The sequence below is a fragment of the Leptospira sanjuanensis genome, assembly GCF_022267375.1.
Classification (GTDB): Bacteria; Spirochaetota; Leptospiria; order Leptospirales; family Leptospiraceae; genus Leptospira; species Leptospira sanjuanensis.
In genome coordinates this window covers 356215-369829 of the sequence record NZ_JAIZBH010000001.1, presented here as the reverse complement: position 1 = coordinate 369829, position 13615 = coordinate 356215, and the positions used below count along the sequence as shown (strand labels likewise).

The 13615-nt window shown below is 42.6% G+C and carries 18 protein-coding genes; 12 read left to right on the top strand and 6 right to left on the bottom strand.

Features of this window, described 5'->3' with window-relative positions:
- The first annotated feature begins 56 nt into the window (after positions 1-56).
- The 6 genes from LFX17_RS01790 (at position 57) to LFX17_RS01765 (ending at position 4657) form a co-directional block, all read left to right on the top strand.
- On the top strand, positions 57-665 hold the full coding sequence (locus LFX17_RS01790) for a hypothetical protein (protein ID WP_238728605.1): 609 nt from the start codon (positions 57-59) through the stop codon (positions 663-665).
- Complete coding sequence (locus LFX17_RS01785; RefSeq protein WP_238728604.1) at positions 666-1181, top strand: hypothetical protein; 516 nt, start codon at positions 666-668, stop codon at positions 1179-1181.
- On the top strand, positions 1178-2125 hold the full coding sequence (locus tag LFX17_RS01780; protein WP_238744717.1) for an alpha/beta hydrolase family esterase: 948 nt from the start codon (positions 1178-1180) through the stop codon (positions 2123-2125). Before LFX17_RS01785 ends, LFX17_RS01780 begins: the two co-directional genes overlap by 4 nt.
- 26 nt (positions 2126-2151) lie before the next feature.
- Positions 2152-2745, top strand: a complete 594-nt coding sequence (locus LFX17_RS01775) for a 2-hydroxychromene-2-carboxylate isomerase (RefSeq protein WP_238744716.1) — start codon at positions 2152-2154, stop codon at positions 2743-2745.
- 170 nt (positions 2746-2915) lie between these two features.
- Positions 2916-3308 (top strand): YfeK family protein, encoded by a 393-nt coding sequence (locus tag LFX17_RS01770; RefSeq protein WP_238728601.1) that lies wholly within the window; start codon positions 2916-2918, stop codon positions 3306-3308.
- 92 nt (positions 3309-3400) lie between these two features.
- Positions 3401-4657 (top strand): glycosyltransferase family 4 protein, encoded by a 1257-nt coding sequence (locus tag LFX17_RS01765; protein ID WP_238744715.1) that lies wholly within the window; start codon positions 3401-3403, stop codon positions 4655-4657.
- On the opposite strand, the gene LFX17_RS01760 is transcribed toward LFX17_RS01765, so the two are convergent.
- Positions 4646-5083: a CBS domain-containing protein gene (locus LFX17_RS01760; RefSeq protein ID WP_238744714.1), complete on the bottom strand. Its 438-nt coding sequence runs from the start codon at positions 5081-5083 to the stop codon at positions 4646-4648. The genes LFX17_RS01765 and LFX17_RS01760 overlap by 12 nt on opposite strands.
- Positions 5084-5475: 392 nt before the next feature.
- Between LFX17_RS01760 and LFX17_RS01755 the strand changes: the two genes are divergently transcribed.
- Positions 5476-5832 (top strand): DoxX family protein, encoded by a 357-nt coding sequence (locus LFX17_RS01755; RefSeq protein ID WP_238728598.1) that lies wholly within the window; start codon positions 5476-5478, stop codon positions 5830-5832.
- A 31-nt stretch (positions 5833-5863) separates the two neighbouring features.
- Here the strand turns inward: LFX17_RS01755 and LFX17_RS01750 are convergent, their stop codons facing one another.
- A complete protein-coding gene (locus tag LFX17_RS01750; RefSeq protein WP_238728597.1) occupies positions 5864-6538 on the bottom strand; it encodes an OmpA/MotB family protein in 675 nt (224 codons plus the stop codon).
- Between the two features lie 131 nt (positions 6539-6669).
- Here LFX17_RS01750 and LFX17_RS01745 point away from each other — a divergent pair, with 131 nt between their 5' ends.
- From LFX17_RS01745 to LFX17_RS01735, 4 genes are all read left to right on the top strand, one after another.
- Positions 6670-7347, top strand: coding sequence for a hypothetical protein (locus tag LFX17_RS01745; protein WP_238728596.1), 678 nt, complete (start codon positions 6670-6672; stop codon positions 7345-7347).
- An 89-nt stretch (positions 7348-7436) separates the two neighbouring features.
- Positions 7437-8030 (top strand): TetR/AcrR family transcriptional regulator, encoded by a 594-nt coding sequence (locus LFX17_RS01740; RefSeq protein WP_238728595.1) that lies wholly within the window; start codon positions 7437-7439, stop codon positions 8028-8030.
- Positions 8031-8133: 103 nt separating this feature from the next.
- Positions 8134-8628 (top strand): DUF1564 family protein, encoded by a 495-nt coding sequence (locus LFX17_RS20915; RefSeq protein WP_406600653.1) that lies wholly within the window; start codon positions 8134-8136, stop codon positions 8626-8628.
- A gap of 127 nt (positions 8629-8755) precedes the next feature.
- Positions 8756-9739, top strand: a complete 984-nt coding sequence (locus tag LFX17_RS01735; RefSeq protein WP_238728593.1) for a sensor domain-containing diguanylate cyclase — start codon at positions 8756-8758, stop codon at positions 9737-9739.
- A 44-nt stretch (positions 9740-9783) separates the two neighbouring features.
- Here LFX17_RS01735 and murB read toward each other — a convergent pair whose 3' ends face one another.
- Positions 9784-10740: a UDP-N-acetylmuramate dehydrogenase gene (murB, locus tag LFX17_RS01730; RefSeq protein WP_238728592.1), complete on the bottom strand. Its 957-nt coding sequence runs from the start codon at positions 10738-10740 to the stop codon at positions 9784-9786.
- Between the two features lie 96 nt (positions 10741-10836).
- On the opposite strand from murB, the gene LFX17_RS20790 reads away from it, so the two are divergent.
- Positions 10837-10962, top strand: coding sequence for a hypothetical protein (locus LFX17_RS20790; RefSeq protein WP_010572808.1), 126 nt, complete (start codon positions 10837-10839; stop codon positions 10960-10962).
- A 62-nt stretch (positions 10963-11024) separates the two neighbouring features.
- Here the strand turns inward: LFX17_RS20790 and LFX17_RS01725 are convergent, their stop codons facing one another.
- Genes LFX17_RS01725 through LFX17_RS01715 form a run of 3 tightly spaced genes read right to left on the bottom strand, consistent with a single transcriptional unit; the run spans position 11025 to position 13608 of the window.
- Positions 11025-11702: a phosphopantothenoylcysteine decarboxylase gene (locus LFX17_RS01725; protein WP_238744713.1), complete on the bottom strand. Its 678-nt coding sequence runs from the start codon at positions 11700-11702 to the stop codon at positions 11025-11027.
- Positions 11703-11716: 14 nt separating this feature from the next.
- Entirely contained in the window at positions 11717-12259 is a 543-nt protein-coding gene (locus LFX17_RS01720; RefSeq protein ID WP_238728590.1) for a phosphopantothenoylcysteine decarboxylase, read from the bottom strand.
- A gap of 14 nt (positions 12260-12273) precedes the next feature.
- The gene (locus LFX17_RS01715) at positions 12274-13608 is read right to left on the bottom strand and encodes a hemolysin family protein (RefSeq protein WP_238744712.1); all 1335 of its coding nucleotides are present in this window, start codon (positions 13606-13608) and stop codon (positions 12274-12276) included.
- Positions 13609-13615: the final 7 nt, after the last annotated feature.

Below are 13615 nucleotides of genomic sequence, written 5' to 3'. Positions count from 1 at the left end.
TCATTCCGCTTCAATTCCGGCTTGATCTTAAACGGAAACTTCCGATCTTACTATCAATGTCGAGAATCATTCTTCTATCCTTCTGCTTCCTTTTTCTGCAAGGCTGTTCCGTATTTCTTACCGGCAATTCGCTTCCGATCACGCCGAAGGATTCTTCCCAAATCGAAGCGGAAGTGACGTACGAACTCATCGGTTGGCAGGAGGATTCCAGTAAAAAACTCGCTTCGGAAATTTTGCGAACGCTTCATCTTTCCAATCGGTTTAAACGAATTTCGCTTCATACGAAAACCGATTCCGAGATTAAGATTCAGATCATTCTGGAATCATCTCCGCGTCTCGGTCTTTTATTCGGAGAACAACCGCAACCCGTTTCTTGGATGGTGGAGAAAAAGCCGTGGCCCTTTTCTCTGTATCTTCTCAATCGAATTCTTGCGATTCAGACTTTTTTCATCGTACCGATCTTACAGAAGTCCGAGGACAAGATCACCTTCCGCGTTTGGAAATGGAATCAAAAGATCGGAGAATACTCGTATTCGATCGATAGCGTCCATTCTTTCGGATGGATTTCACTCGGTTTGACGTTCATCGACGACGGCGAGGAAATCGAATCCGCTTATTCGCTTTATACGAGGAAGTTTCTATCCGATTCGAGGTCGATTTATTAAATGAATCAAAAATTTATAATATTCTTTTGTATTTTAACGTTTAACTTTTGCGCCGGTTTTACCAATCCTACCGAAATCGTCCAAAACGGAAACGCGCTTCCGAAGGACAAAAAAGTCCGTTTCGAATTCACCGGATTTTCTCTTTACAATTCAGAAATGTTTCATATCAAAAAGAATCTTTTGGAAAAAGGATTTCAAGAGGACGAAGCAGCCGACCTGCTTCTGGAAATCATTCTCGAAGAACAAAAACCTTTCTACAGTTACCGGACGATTCACGTCCTGAATTTTTTCGCCAGCCTCTTCACTTTGGGAATCGTTCCGTATTACAATCGGACCGAGCACAGAATCATATATCGCATCTCGGAAAAATCGAAACAACCGAAAGAATCCGTCCATCATCTAACGCTGGATCAATGGCGAGGAATTTTGGTCCTTCCGCTTTCTCCCTTTTTTTGGCCTTCTTCCAGTTTCGAAAAAAATCTGCTGAACTCGATCGAGGAATTCGAAAAACAATGAGAAACCGTTTTATATATTCTAAAATTATAATATATCTGATCTGGATCGGAATCTCCGATTGCAGGTTGTTGCGCGGAAACCAAATTCCTCTGAAGGACGGTTCCACGTATGAAAACATCGTCATAAACGGAAAAACGCGAAATTATTGGTTTCACGTTCCCAAACAACCGATCGGCGATCGGCAAAAACTTCCGTTGATTCTTGTACTTCACGGACGACTCGGAAACGGAAAAAATATTCTGGAAGATTCCAAGTTCAACGCAGTTTCCGACAGGGAAGGTTTTTTCGTAGCATATCCGGACGGATACAATCGAAGCTGGGCCGATGGACGGGGAGCGACACCCGCAGACCGGGATAAAATAGACGACGTTCTCTTTTTGGAAAAACTCATCGATCATCTTTCCGAACTTTTTCCGATCGCAAACGATCGGATCTTTATAGTAGGCCATTCGAACGGCGGCTTTATGACGCAAAGAATGTTGATCGAAAAATCGAAGCGCTTTCGGGCGGGAGTCAGCGTGGCCTCTCAAATTTCCGAGTTCGTATTAAAAAACTTCGAACCGCAGGGAAACGTTTCCGTGGCGTTTATCAACGGAACGGACGATCCCACGGTTCCGTATTACGGAGGTTATGTGAGAGACGGGGGCCAAATTCTCAGCGTGGAAGATTCCGTGAATCGTTGGCTCGCTTGGAACTCCTGTTCTAAAAATCCGAAGCTGGAAACTCGGGACGCTAAAGACGATAATACGAAACTGGAAATCCGTTCCTACGATCAGTGCAAAGGAAAAACCTCCGTTCGTCTTTACAAGGTGATCGGAGGCGGTCACAATTGGCCCGGGATCGAAAGAAAAATTCCCTTCGTAGGTTCGCTCGGAACTCCCACATACGAACTCGATACGGCGGAGGACATCTGGTCCTTCTTTCGATCGACATGGGAACCGTAATTTTTAAAACGAAAGGTCGAAACTATATGCAAAAAATTGAATTCTTTTTCGAGTTTGCGAGCACTTATTCCTATCTTTCCGCAATTAGAATCGAAAGCCTTCTCAAAAATAAAGAAATTCAAATTCTCTGGAGACCGTTTCTATTGGGACCGATCTTTAAGGAACAGGGCTGGAACGATTCTCCCTTTAACATATATCCTTCCAAGGGAAAGTATATGTGGAAGGATCTGGAGCGGAGAAGCCGTAAATACGGAATTCCGTTCAAAATGCCTTCGCAATTTCCGAGAAACGGTCTGCTTGCCTCTAGAGTTGCTGTCGCGAATTCGGAAGCGCCGTGGATTTCTTCTTTTATTAGAAACACGTTCAGCGCTAATTTTGCGAAGGACTCGGACATTTCCAAACCGGAAATTCTGATTCCCATTTTGGACGAACTGAAGCTCGATGGTACGAAAATTATCGAAGACACGCAAAAGGAAGAAGTGAAAAATCTTCTTCGCAAACAAACCGAAAGAGCCGTCGAACTCGGGATTTTCGGGGCTCCTAGTTTCGTGATCGGCGAGGAATTATTCTGGGGGGACGACCGTTTGGAGGACGCTCTGGAAGAACTGCAGCGCTTATAGAATGTTTTTCGAAACCGAAAAGAAATTTCGTTTTCGTTTTGAAAATTTCAACGCGCGTTTCGAGGTTCGTCGTTCAAGGATAACGGATAAACGTATGAATTCCGCACGTTTCATCTCGCTTTGTTTACCCGGATCGAATTTTAGAAAAGAATATTCAGGAAATTGAATCTATGAGAAAAAATCGAATCTACTTTATCATCCTATTGTTGTCCTTATCCGTTTTCGCCGAAGGAAACTCGGATTTTCGGAACGACCTCGATCTATTGATGAGTTCGCTTGAATCCTGCGCCTGCAAGTTCGTACGCAACGGGACCGAACACGATCCGAAAGAAGCTAGAGAACACATGGAAAGAAAACTGAACTCCGCAGGCGGACGAATCCAAACCATACCGGATTTTATAGAACATATCGGATCCAAGTCGAGCGTATCCGGGAAACCGTATCTCGTTAAATTCGTCGACGGAAAAACGAAGGAATCCGGAATTTGGCTGAAAGAAAAATGGGACGAGATCCAAAATAAGAAGAACGCTCCCGCGAAACCTTCCAAAGGAAAGAAGAATTAAAGAATATCTCTTTCGATGAATTTCGACTCTGTAACGAAAATTTAATATTCCTTTAATGGGAATCTCACCGCCGCCCGGTACCATCTCCGGGCATGAGACCCGACTCCGAACTTCAACCATTCCAACCCGCTTCGATTCCAGGAAAAAGAATCTTTCGAATCGCGGTGATCACGGAAACGTATTATCCCGAAATCAACGGTGTCGCAAAAACGCTTCACAAGATGGTACACGATCTCGTGGAGAGAGGTCACGACATTCTTCTTTTCCGTCCAAGACAAGGGTTGAATGATTCGAATCACAATCGAAAAGGATATACCGAGGTTCTTATGGCCGGATGCAGGATTCCGATGTATTCCGATATGCGTTTCGGCTTTCCCGCAAAACGGATATTAAAGCGACATTTCAAAAAGGAAAAACCCGATATCGTTCACGTAGTCACCGAAGGACCGCTCGGTTGGTCCGCCGTTCGCGCCGCAAAGGATCTAGGAATTCCGGTGGTCAGCGATTTCAGAACGAACTTTCATTCTTACACGGAATATTACAAGGTAGGATTCGCGGGCAAACTTGTGGGGAATTATCTAAGACGACTTCACAATCGTACGGCGATCACCTTAACTCCTTCGCAAGACTTGGTCGATCATCTTTTAAAACAAGGATACGAGAACGTAAGAATCGTATCGAGAGGGATCGATGCGAATTTATTTCATCCATCCAAAAGGGATTCTTCCCTTAGAAAAGAATGGGGAGTGACGCAAGATCAACTTGTCGCGCTCTATGTGGGAAGAATCGCGGCGGAAAAAAACATAGAGCTTGCGGTACAAGCGTTTCGTAAAATCCAAGAAACGATTCCGAACGCAAGGATGGTTCTAGTCGGCGAAGGACCGCTCCGCGAAACTCTGGAAAAGAAGAATCCTGATTTGATTTTCTGCGGTTTAAAGAAAGGTGAAGAATTAGCAAAACATTATGCTTCCGGAGATTTATTCCTTTTTCCAAGTATGACGGAAACGTTCGGAAACGTCGTTTTGGAGGCGATGGCAAGCGGTTTACCGTTGGTCGCTTATCAATATGCGGCGGCGGGTTCCTACTTAGAGCACGGAACTTCCGCTCTTCTTCCTCGCTTTGGTAAAGAACAGGAATTTATCGATATGACTAGTTTTCTCTCCAATAATCCCGGATTAAGAAAAAAGGTCGCCGCAAAAGCGAGAAAGAAAGCGATCGAATGCACTTGGGAAAAAGTCTCGGAAACTTTAGAAAACATATATTCCGAATATTCGATTTCTATGGATTATCTTTCGAATAAACCGAAGGAAAGAATAGGCGTTCTTAGAATCGCCGAATCAAGGGTTTAACCCGGCCGGACCTTTCAAAATTTCGTTCAATATATCCCTTGATGTCACGATACCGGCAATTTCATTCTTAGAATTCATTACCGGAAGACAGGAAATCTTATAACGGAGCATCAGTTCCACGGCGTACCGAACGTTTTGTTCTTCCTGAACCGTAATTAAAAAGGAACTCATGATATGCGAAGCCGTCCTCGTCAAAGTCTGCGTATCTTGTATTCTTTCCATTCTAGTTCCGGCAAAAGGACTGATCGTTTTCAAATAATCCCGATCGGAAATAACACCGATCAAATTCTTTTGGTCGTCGATCACCAAAAGGTGGTGAAATTCCAGTTTGTCGAATATTGAGCCGATCCTTGCGACCGTGTCATTTATATTTATGGTAATGATCCGCGTCGTCATCACGTCTTTAAGCCGTTTATCTAGATCCATGTTTTCGAGCCTTCGATTTTTAAATACGGAGGAAAGAGAAATTTAAAAACGAAAATCTATCCTGAGTAACGAAACGTAAAAAAATTTCGGACGGATACTTTTTTTTCTTGTACTTTATCGAACTTTCCTATGATGACCGAGTAATTCCAGGGCAAGGAGAATGTTGCCTATGAATTTAACTTCGAACCGTTTCCTTACTCAGAAGGACTTTTTTAAAAGGGAAGAATTTCGTCAGAAGCAGATTCATTCTCTTCGAATCGCCGGATTTCGGATTAAAATCCGGAAACAAAGAAGCCGTTTCCGAGGAAGGGAAAAAAGGACGGTTTGAAATTTTTTAAATCCGATTTCTTGTCGATCTGGTATAATCTTTAACTCTTAAAAAGGAAACAATTATGCCGGAAACATCCGTGATCAGCCTTTATACAATGGCGGTTCTTTATATCTTTGCGGGAGTAATGCACTTCGTATTACCCAAATTTTATCTAAGAATCATGCCTCCTTACGTTCCCTATCCCAAGTTCGTCGTTTATTTCAGCGGCGTAGTGGAAATCGCGCTGGGAGGAATGTTGCTTTTTCCCGAAACGAGACAAATCGGCGCCTGGGGAGTGATCCTTCTTCTCATAGCGGTATTCCCCGCCAATCTATATCACTATCAATCGAGAAGAAAGACCGATCCTCCGAAGTGGGCTCTATTGTTAAGATTACCCATTCAGCTTTTGCTGATCTACTGGGCTTATACCTTCACCTAAATTCAATTTTTATAATATTCACGGAAAGGAATCAATTGGAGTATTTCTTCAGTTCTTCCATTCCGGGAAGATTACTCAGATCCGGAACGATCACGATTTCGATTCTCCTGTTAGCCGCGCGGTTTTCGGGAGAAGTATTCGGAACCGCAGGTCGTGAAGCTCCCATGCTTGCGGCGCTGATTCTTACCTCGGGCATTCCCGCCTTGACCATCGTATGCAAAACGTTCAAAGCCCTAGATGACGCCAGTTCCCAGTTCGTATAACCTTTAATACCGGTCGGAGTATCGTCCGTATGCCCTTCGATTTGAAAACGTTTTCCCTCAAGAGATGCGAGAAGGCCGGTGACTTCTCGAATAGCCGCCGTTCCCGACGGGGATAAAAATGCAGAACCAACGGGAAACAAAATATCGGAAGAAAGAACGACCACCATTCTTCCGTCGATAATTTTGATCTTAAGTTTACCCGCATCGATCAGCGAACGGAACGTTGCCATCAATCCTTTGTATTCCTGGATTCTTTGTTCGGATTCTTCCTGAATTCGTTTTAATTCGTCCAAAGAACGGGAGAGACCTTCCTTTTCGCCGAGAATTCTTTGGTTATCCAATTTGGATTCTTCGTACGCTTTGAGCAACGAGTCGTATTTCGAATTGGAAACGCAGTTTGTGAACGTTAATAGGACAAGGGGAAGAAGGATCTTAAATTTCATGAAATTCCGCCGAATTGGTGTTTCTATTTTATATGTCGGCGAATCGGAAAAAAACAAAAGGGGAGATAAAGGAATAAAAAAATCTTTTCATCAAGTATATCCTCGACTACACTACGTAGGAAGAGAATCAAATGAACGAATCCGTTTCCAAATTCGATAAAATTGTCCCATTCCTCCTCCTTTTAATTATCTTTTCGATTTCGAATTCCATTGAGCCTCAGGATAAGACCCCGGCTGGAACGTCGGTGGTCGGAAAACCGGCAGACGAACGAAGGGATCTCAAGGCATATCTGGAAGAAGTCAGGAGAAATCTTAGAGACTCAGGATACAACGTCGAAAAAAAGCATCAATTCAACGGTGCCGTCTTTAAAGGAAACTCAGTTATTTATAAAATTCATCTTCCTTCTATCCAAGAAGAAGGAACACAAAATTACAAACTGGGAATAGGACTCGCGCACGACGACTCGGCACATTCTTTCCTTGTCCAGATTTATAGAAGCGACAAAAAAGACAGGAAAATCGCTCCGATCTTTTCCGCTTATGCCGATCCAGTCTTCTTTTACGAATTTGACTACACGAGTTCGGGAAATCACTTCTTAGTAGAAATTACTTTAGAAGATTCTACATTAAATGTTGCGAATTTTGAACTTCTATTCAGCACCTTGGTAAGTTATCAGGCAAACAATAATAAGAAAGACAACAAAGGTCAATATAATCCGAATCAAAACAATCCGGGCTTCGGACCCTCTCCTTCTATTCTCCCTAACGATACTCGAAATTATTTTGAGGTTTTCAAAAAAGAATTTTGACGTTTGAAGGATAGAATATTAAGATATTTGAAAAAAAGCTTTAGGATCATCCATAGAAAAAGATCCATAAAGCCGGAGTTACCAAGCAAGTGTTAAGAAAAGACGGAAGTCCTCTATATCCCTTAAATAGAGACTATAAAAATTCCCGTGAAAGGATTTTGGAGGGAGCGGCAATCGCGTTTTCTAGAAAAGGTTTTCACGGAACATCCCTGAGAGAAATTAGCAAAGAGTGTGGTTTAGAACAGCCGAGCATTTATCATCATTTTCATTCTAAAGAAAATCTTTTTAGAAAGGCGTTGATTGCGACCCATCTTCTCATTCTCAACGAGATTAGAAGAAGAGTCGTTCGCGATCAAGGCCTTCATATTGAAGTGATTTCGATCTTTAAAGCGGTTGCTGAAACGGCAAAAGAATATCCGGACAAAGCGAGATTGCCCTTTAGTCTGATTTACTCTGCCCCCGTTAATTTACAGAACGAATACACAGAAAGATATGGAAGTCAATACCGTAAATTACTCGAAGTTGCTTTTGAACGGAACGAAAGGATTCGAAGGAAGGAAGAAAAACTTTCTCTTTGCGTGGATCTTTTGCATAGTTTGGTGTTGGCTTGTTCCGTTGATGCTTTGTATCTAGATCGGGTTCGCGGGCTGGAAGAGCGAGTTCGGCTGATCCTGGATCTTTAGTGGTCGGAATTCCGGTGATTAAGCTGGTACAAAAATTCCTGCTTTCACAAAAAAATCGCTTTTTTACCGTTCTCCGGAAATAGGTCTTGGAACCGCTTCGGATATGAACGGTAAAAAGATACGTTTCCCGAAATTCCAACACAGCAGAGAATTACAAACTTCAAATGGAAGATTTACTGCAGATGTTTACATCCCGACTAAATTCTATTCGTATGCTCTCAAAAAAATTCATCAAAATAGAAATTTAGCAAACTATCTAAAAAATCTTCTTCAAAGTTATAAATTTGAGATCTTAAAAAATCAAAAACCTCATAAACGAGAAAGAGTATCATATCAATCGAAGTCATTAGGTTTAATGCGAATATCATTTCGACCGAACGGACAAGACTGGGCGGAACTCCGAACCCTCGGAAGATATTTGGGGACGTCTATGTGTAAAACATTCGTCCTCTTGATGGCTTTGGAAATGCGCAAATCGACTATAAAGGAATTCTTAGATCAAAGAATTGATAAAACGAAATGCAGAATAACAAGTCTGCTACAAAGTTTTTCGGTCAAAAATCAACAAATTGTCTTTGAACTGATCATTGATTCCTAATAAAATAAAAATATACTGATTTTTTTTTAGAAATCTCTTGCTATATAGTGGTTTTGTTTCTTAAAATAAAAACTTACGCTAAAATGGCAAACAAACCATGGATTCGTCTAAAGAAATAGAATTCGTTATGACCTTAAAAGATACAAAACCTGAGCTGATCAAACTGTATTCTTCGATCGGTAAAATTATTACTTCATCACTCGAACAGCAAGAGATCTTAGATGCTGTCATGGAAGAAGTGCGCTTATTCTTCAGCCCTGAGAACTGGAGTCTTATGAGATACGATGAAAGTTCTGAAGAATTGTTTTTTCTGATTGCCGAAGGTCTTGAACTCGAGCGAATTAAAAATATTCGCTTAAAGTCTGGAGAAGGAATTGCTGGCTCCGTTGTTCAAACGAAATGTCCCGTTTTTGTGGAAAACGCCAGAAACGATCCGCGATTTTCTAGAAAGGTCGATGAGCGAACCGGATTCGAAACGAAAACGATTATCGCTGTCCCGATGATCTTTAGAGGTCAAGTTCACGGAGTAATCGAGCTCGTGAACCGATTCGATGGTTCTTCTTTTTCTCCAGAGGACTTGGTGATTCTGCAAACGATTGCCGACTTCACTGCAATTTCGTTAGTTCATTCGAATCAATATGAAGAAACGAAAGTTCTTGCTTTTCGCGATGCTCTCACGGGAGTTTTTAATAGAAACAAATTGAATCATCTAAAGGAAGAATGGTCCGGTAGACGGATGGAAGACCATCTTGCATTAGTTGCGCTTTTAGATTTGAATGATTTCAAGGTAATTAACGATTCCTATGGTCATAAAACAGGGGACTTGGTTCTTTGCCATTTCGCTAATATTCTTCGATATGTGATCCGGGGAACTGACAAAATATTTCGAATCGGTGGGGATGAATTCTTAATCCTGGTCCAACACGAAAACAAAGAGAAAATTACACAGACCCAAACGAGATTCCATGAAGCGATGTCGGTATTGATTAGAAAATGCAAAGATCACAATCCTCCCTACAATTTTACTTGGGGAATGTCCGTCGGTTCACTTCAAAAACTGGATGAGTTAATTCACGAAGCTGATCTTTCTATGTATGCGTCTAAGGATTAGGATTTTTCTGTGAATGGGTAATGTTGGTCGGAATTCCGAAAGAATCACGGAATGTCGCCGAAATATTCGATCTCTCGGTTTAATATAACTCCGGAAGTTTTGAATACCTTGTCCAAAACCAGTTCTACCAAATAATTTACATCAGAAGCAGTCGCTGTTCCGACGTTAACGATAAAATTACAATGTTCGGGAGATATTTGTGCACCCCCTCGCGTTTCTCCTCGCAAACCAGCCCGGTCGATCAATTCCCACGCTTTGATTTCTTTTCCGTCTTCCCGAAAAATTTTTGGATTCTTAAAAACAGAACCGGCGCTTTTTTTATTTTCGGGTTGAGAAGAATTCCTTCGATCGCGTTTATCCTTCAGTGAGTCTTCAATCTCCTCTATATTTCCTTCTTTAAGAAGAATCTCTATCCCTAAGATGATCGAGTTCTTTTCTTTTAGAAATTCCGTGTGTCGATATCCATGTTGAATTTCGGAAGGTTTACGAACTAAAACTTCATTTCCTCTTAAGAATTCAACTGATTGAATCAAATCAAAAAGTTCCCCGCCGTAACACCCTGCATTTTGAATGACAGCTCCACCCGTCCACCCTGGTATCGTGCTTAGAAACTCGGCCCCGGTGAAACCCAATTGCGAGATTTGGCGAAACGTCGGGGTAGTGTTCGTAGCGGCCCCGATGCGGAACCGTCCATCACCCTTGGATTCGAACTCTTTAAATTTTCCCGATAATCTCAAAGTTACGAAGTTATCCGGATGATCCGAAATCAAAATGTTGGAACCACCCCCAAGGATTTTCCAAGGTATTTCGAATTTATGAAAGTTATGAAGCGCTTCCAATACTTGCGCCGAATTTTCCGGTTCTATGACAACCGGACAAGTGCCGCCGATTTTAAATGAAGACAAAATTCCGAGACGGACTTCCGACCTAAAAGGAATTTTAGAGGATTCTAAGCTTTGTTTTAGATTCCGGATCTTGGATTCGGAAAGCGCGAGAGACATATTTAATACTTAAAGAACTTCCCTATTATCTTCGGCAAGAAAAAGAACTCAAGGAAATTCCAAGTTCTGTTCGATTCTATAGGAAAGAGGTGATTTATGTTTTTTCTTTTATTGGAATCCATTTATCTCGACTTTGCTTCCGGCAGAACCGATTGGGAAACATACTGTGAATCCGTTATTCTCCTTGCTCAAGACCAGGAAAAATTAGCCGGGTTGGTTTGAAGGAAGGTTTCGTTCAACCGAAATCCCTCTTTCAAGCCGTAGTTCCGACCTAAACTAGGATCTCACGAAGATTTCTCGGCCTCCCCTTTTAAAAACGCTACGATCTTCTGAGAAATCACTTCTTTCGAAAAAGGACCGATTTCCGTCATTTTTCCCGACGAAGAAAAAATAATCACGGTCGTATCCACTTCTCCAAAGCCTTTCTGATTTTTCCCTACATAATTCCCAACGATATAGTCCAAATTCTTACTTTTGAGTTTTCCCTGCGCGTGATCTTCCAAAGAATCCGTCTCCGCGGCAAAACCGACCAAACAACAACCCGTAATTTCTTCTTTTTGTATCTTAGAACTAACGGTTTTCAGAATGTCCGGGTTCTTAACTAATTCCAAGAGAATGGTTTCACTACCATCTTCCTTTTTAATCTTGGATTCGTTGCTCCGAGATGGTCGGAAGTCCGCCGGAGCGGCCGCCATAATCAAAATCGTGCCCTCTGCCAACTCACTCAGGACCGCGTCACACATATCGGAAGTCGTTTCAGCGGCAATCTTCTTCGTTCCTTTCGGACTTTTATAGTCGTCCAAAACCTGACCGTGAATATAAACAACTTCGGGAATCCAGAGAGCTACTTCTTCGGCAATGTGAAAACCCATCTTACCGGAAGAAGCATTCGAAATATAACGGACCGGATCGATCCATTCTCGAGTCGGCCCGGAAGTGATAATAGCTTTGGAAAATCCCAATCTCTTACCTTTATCTAAGAATTTCTTTTGTAAACGTCCAAAATCAACTTTTGAATCGCGGAAATGTCGGCCAACTTTCCGTAACCTTCGTCTCCACAGACTACAACACCTTCGGAAGGATCCGCAAGAATCACCCCGTCTTCCGCAAGGCGTTTTAAATTTCTTTGAACCGCGGGGTGAGAATACATAAACGGATTCATCGCGGGAGCGACGATTACCGGACAATTCGCTGCAAGGTAGGTGGAAGTTACAAGATCGTCCGCAATTCCGTTCGCCATTTTCCCGATGATATTCGCAGTGGCCGGAACTACGGCAATCACAGCGGCGGAATTCTTCGCATCGATATGAGCCATTCCTTGCTCGTATTCGTCGATCCGAACTTTCTTTCCGGTCATCGCTTCAAAGGTAATCGGTCCGATAAACTCGGTCGCGTGGGCCGTCATAATCACGCTCACCGGATATCCTTCTTTCGTAAGATTGCGCACAAGCTCACAGGCCTTGTAAGCTGCGATGCTTCCTGAAACCGCAATGAGTATTTCTTTTCCAGGATGGGCCATAATGTTTTCCGGTATTATTTCTTAGACTGAGCCTTATTGCTCAAACTGCCCCGAGTAAAGCGAACGGAAAGAATTTTATTTCCTTCCATCTTTTCGACCGTAAGAGTTCCGGTTTGAAGCGCGATCGTAGAACCTTCTTCCGGCATATCTTCCAAACGCCCGAGAATAAAACCAGCAATCGTCCGAATATCTTTGATCTCCTCGTCTTGAACTCCAACGAGAATCTCTTTGAGTTCGTCGAGTTCCGCTTCTCCGTCGATCGTAAAACTATCTGAATGTTGCGCGGGAAACGGATCGGTTTCATGATCGTCGGTCTCGTCCCGGATCTGTCCGAAAATTTCTTCGATAATATCTTCGAGGGTCAACAAACCGGAAACACCGCCGTATTCGTCGATGACGATCGCCATGTGCTGTTTGTTTTCCCTCAGTTTCTGCATCACTTTTTCGATCGAAAGCCCTTCCGGAACGAAGATCGGCGGTTGCATGATGGCGGTGACTTTTTCCTTTCTTCCCTTTTTGGAATTGGACAACCAAGTCAGATATGTTTGAACGTGAATGATTCCGATGATTTTATCCGTGTTTCCTTCGTAGATCGGATATCTAGAAAAATGATGTTCCGCGATAATCGAAATCAAAGCGTCCATCGTTGTATCGTGCGGAATTCCGATGATGCTCAGACGGTGCGTCATCACGTCCTTCGCCTGATGTTCGGAAAACTGAAACGTATTTTGGATGATCTGAAATTCTTCCTGATCGATCTTACCCTGTTTATTCTGTTCCTCAATGATGATCATCAACTCTTCGGGAGAATGCATCATTCTACTTTTGTTCGCCTGAATTCCCATCAGCTTTAACAGAAAGGAAGTCAGTTCGTTTAAAAAAAACGTGATCGGGTAAAATATATAATAAAAGAAGAATAAAGGAATGCTGATAAAAAGCGCGATCGTTTCGGTGTTTTGAATCGCGATCGTTTTAGGAAGAAGCTCCCCCAAAAGAATATGAAGAAACGTGATGATCGTAAACGAAACCGTGATCGCCAAACCGTGAATCGTCGCATCGTTCACTGAATACCCGAGCGTCTCGAGAAGAAAAGTCAGCCAGCGCGAAACATAACCCTCGCCGACCCAACCTAACAGAAGACTGGCGATCGTAATTCCGACCTGACAAACGGACAACATGTCGTTTAACTTTTGCGCGGCACGTTTCGTAATGAACGCGAGAGGTCGATTCTCCTTAATCAATTCCTCCAAGCGGGAGGGCCGGATCGAAACCAAGGCGAATTCCGCGGAAACGAAAAACCCGTTCGCGAATATAAGTAGGATGATAATAAAAAAACCGATTAGTTCCATCGTGGAA

What these genes read in the sequence shown, in the direction of transcription:
- LFX17_RS01790 (WP_238728605.1), top strand. Translation starts at nt 57, where the DNA reads ATGTCGAGAATCATTCTTCTATCCTTCTGCTTCCTTTTTCTGCAAGGC.
- LFX17_RS01785 (WP_238728604.1), top strand. Translation starts at nt 666, where the DNA reads ATGAATCAAAAATTTATAATATTCTTTTGTATTTTAACGTTTAACTTT.
- LFX17_RS01780 (WP_238744717.1), top strand. Translation starts at nt 1,178, where the DNA reads ATGAGAAACCGTTTTATATATTCTAAAATTATAATATATCTGATCTGG.
- LFX17_RS01775 (WP_238744716.1), top strand. Translation starts at nt 2,152, where the DNA reads ATGCAAAAAATTGAATTCTTTTTCGAGTTTGCGAGCACTTATTCCTAT.
- LFX17_RS01770 (WP_238728601.1), top strand. Translation starts at nt 2,916, where the DNA reads ATGAGAAAAAATCGAATCTACTTTATCATCCTATTGTTGTCCTTATCC.
- LFX17_RS01765 (WP_238744715.1), top strand. Translation starts at nt 3,401, where the DNA reads ATGAGACCCGACTCCGAACTTCAACCATTCCAACCCGCTTCGATTCCA.
- LFX17_RS01760 (WP_238744714.1), bottom strand. Translation starts at nt 5,083, where the DNA reads ATGGATCTAGATAAACGGCTTAAAGACGTGATGACGACGCGGATCATT.
- LFX17_RS01755 (WP_238728598.1), top strand. Translation starts at nt 5,476, where the DNA reads ATGCCGGAAACATCCGTGATCAGCCTTTATACAATGGCGGTTCTTTAT.
- LFX17_RS01750 (WP_238728597.1), bottom strand. Translation starts at nt 6,538, where the DNA reads ATGAAATTTAAGATCCTTCTTCCCCTTGTCCTATTAACGTTCACAAAC.
- LFX17_RS01745 (WP_238728596.1), top strand. Translation starts at nt 6,670, where the DNA reads ATGAACGAATCCGTTTCCAAATTCGATAAAATTGTCCCATTCCTCCTC.
- LFX17_RS20915 (WP_406600653.1), top strand. Translation starts at nt 8,134, where the DNA reads ATGAACGGTAAAAAGATACGTTTCCCGAAATTCCAACACAGCAGAGAA.
- LFX17_RS01735 (WP_238728593.1), top strand. Translation starts at nt 8,756, where the DNA reads ATGACCTTAAAAGATACAAAACCTGAGCTGATCAAACTGTATTCTTCG.
- murB (WP_238728592.1), bottom strand. Translation starts at nt 10,740, where the DNA reads ATGTCTCTCGCGCTTTCCGAATCCAAGATCCGGAATCTAAAACAAAGC.
- LFX17_RS20790 (WP_010572808.1), top strand. Translation starts at nt 10,837, where the DNA reads ATGTTTTTTCTTTTATTGGAATCCATTTATCTCGACTTTGCTTCCGGC.
- LFX17_RS01720 (WP_238728590.1), bottom strand. Translation starts at nt 12,259, where the DNA reads ATGGCCCATCCTGGAAAAGAAATACTCATTGCGGTTTCAGGAAGCATC.
- LFX17_RS01715 (WP_238744712.1), bottom strand. Translation starts at nt 13,608, where the DNA reads ATGGAACTAATCGGTTTTTTTATTATCATCCTACTTATATTCGCGAAC.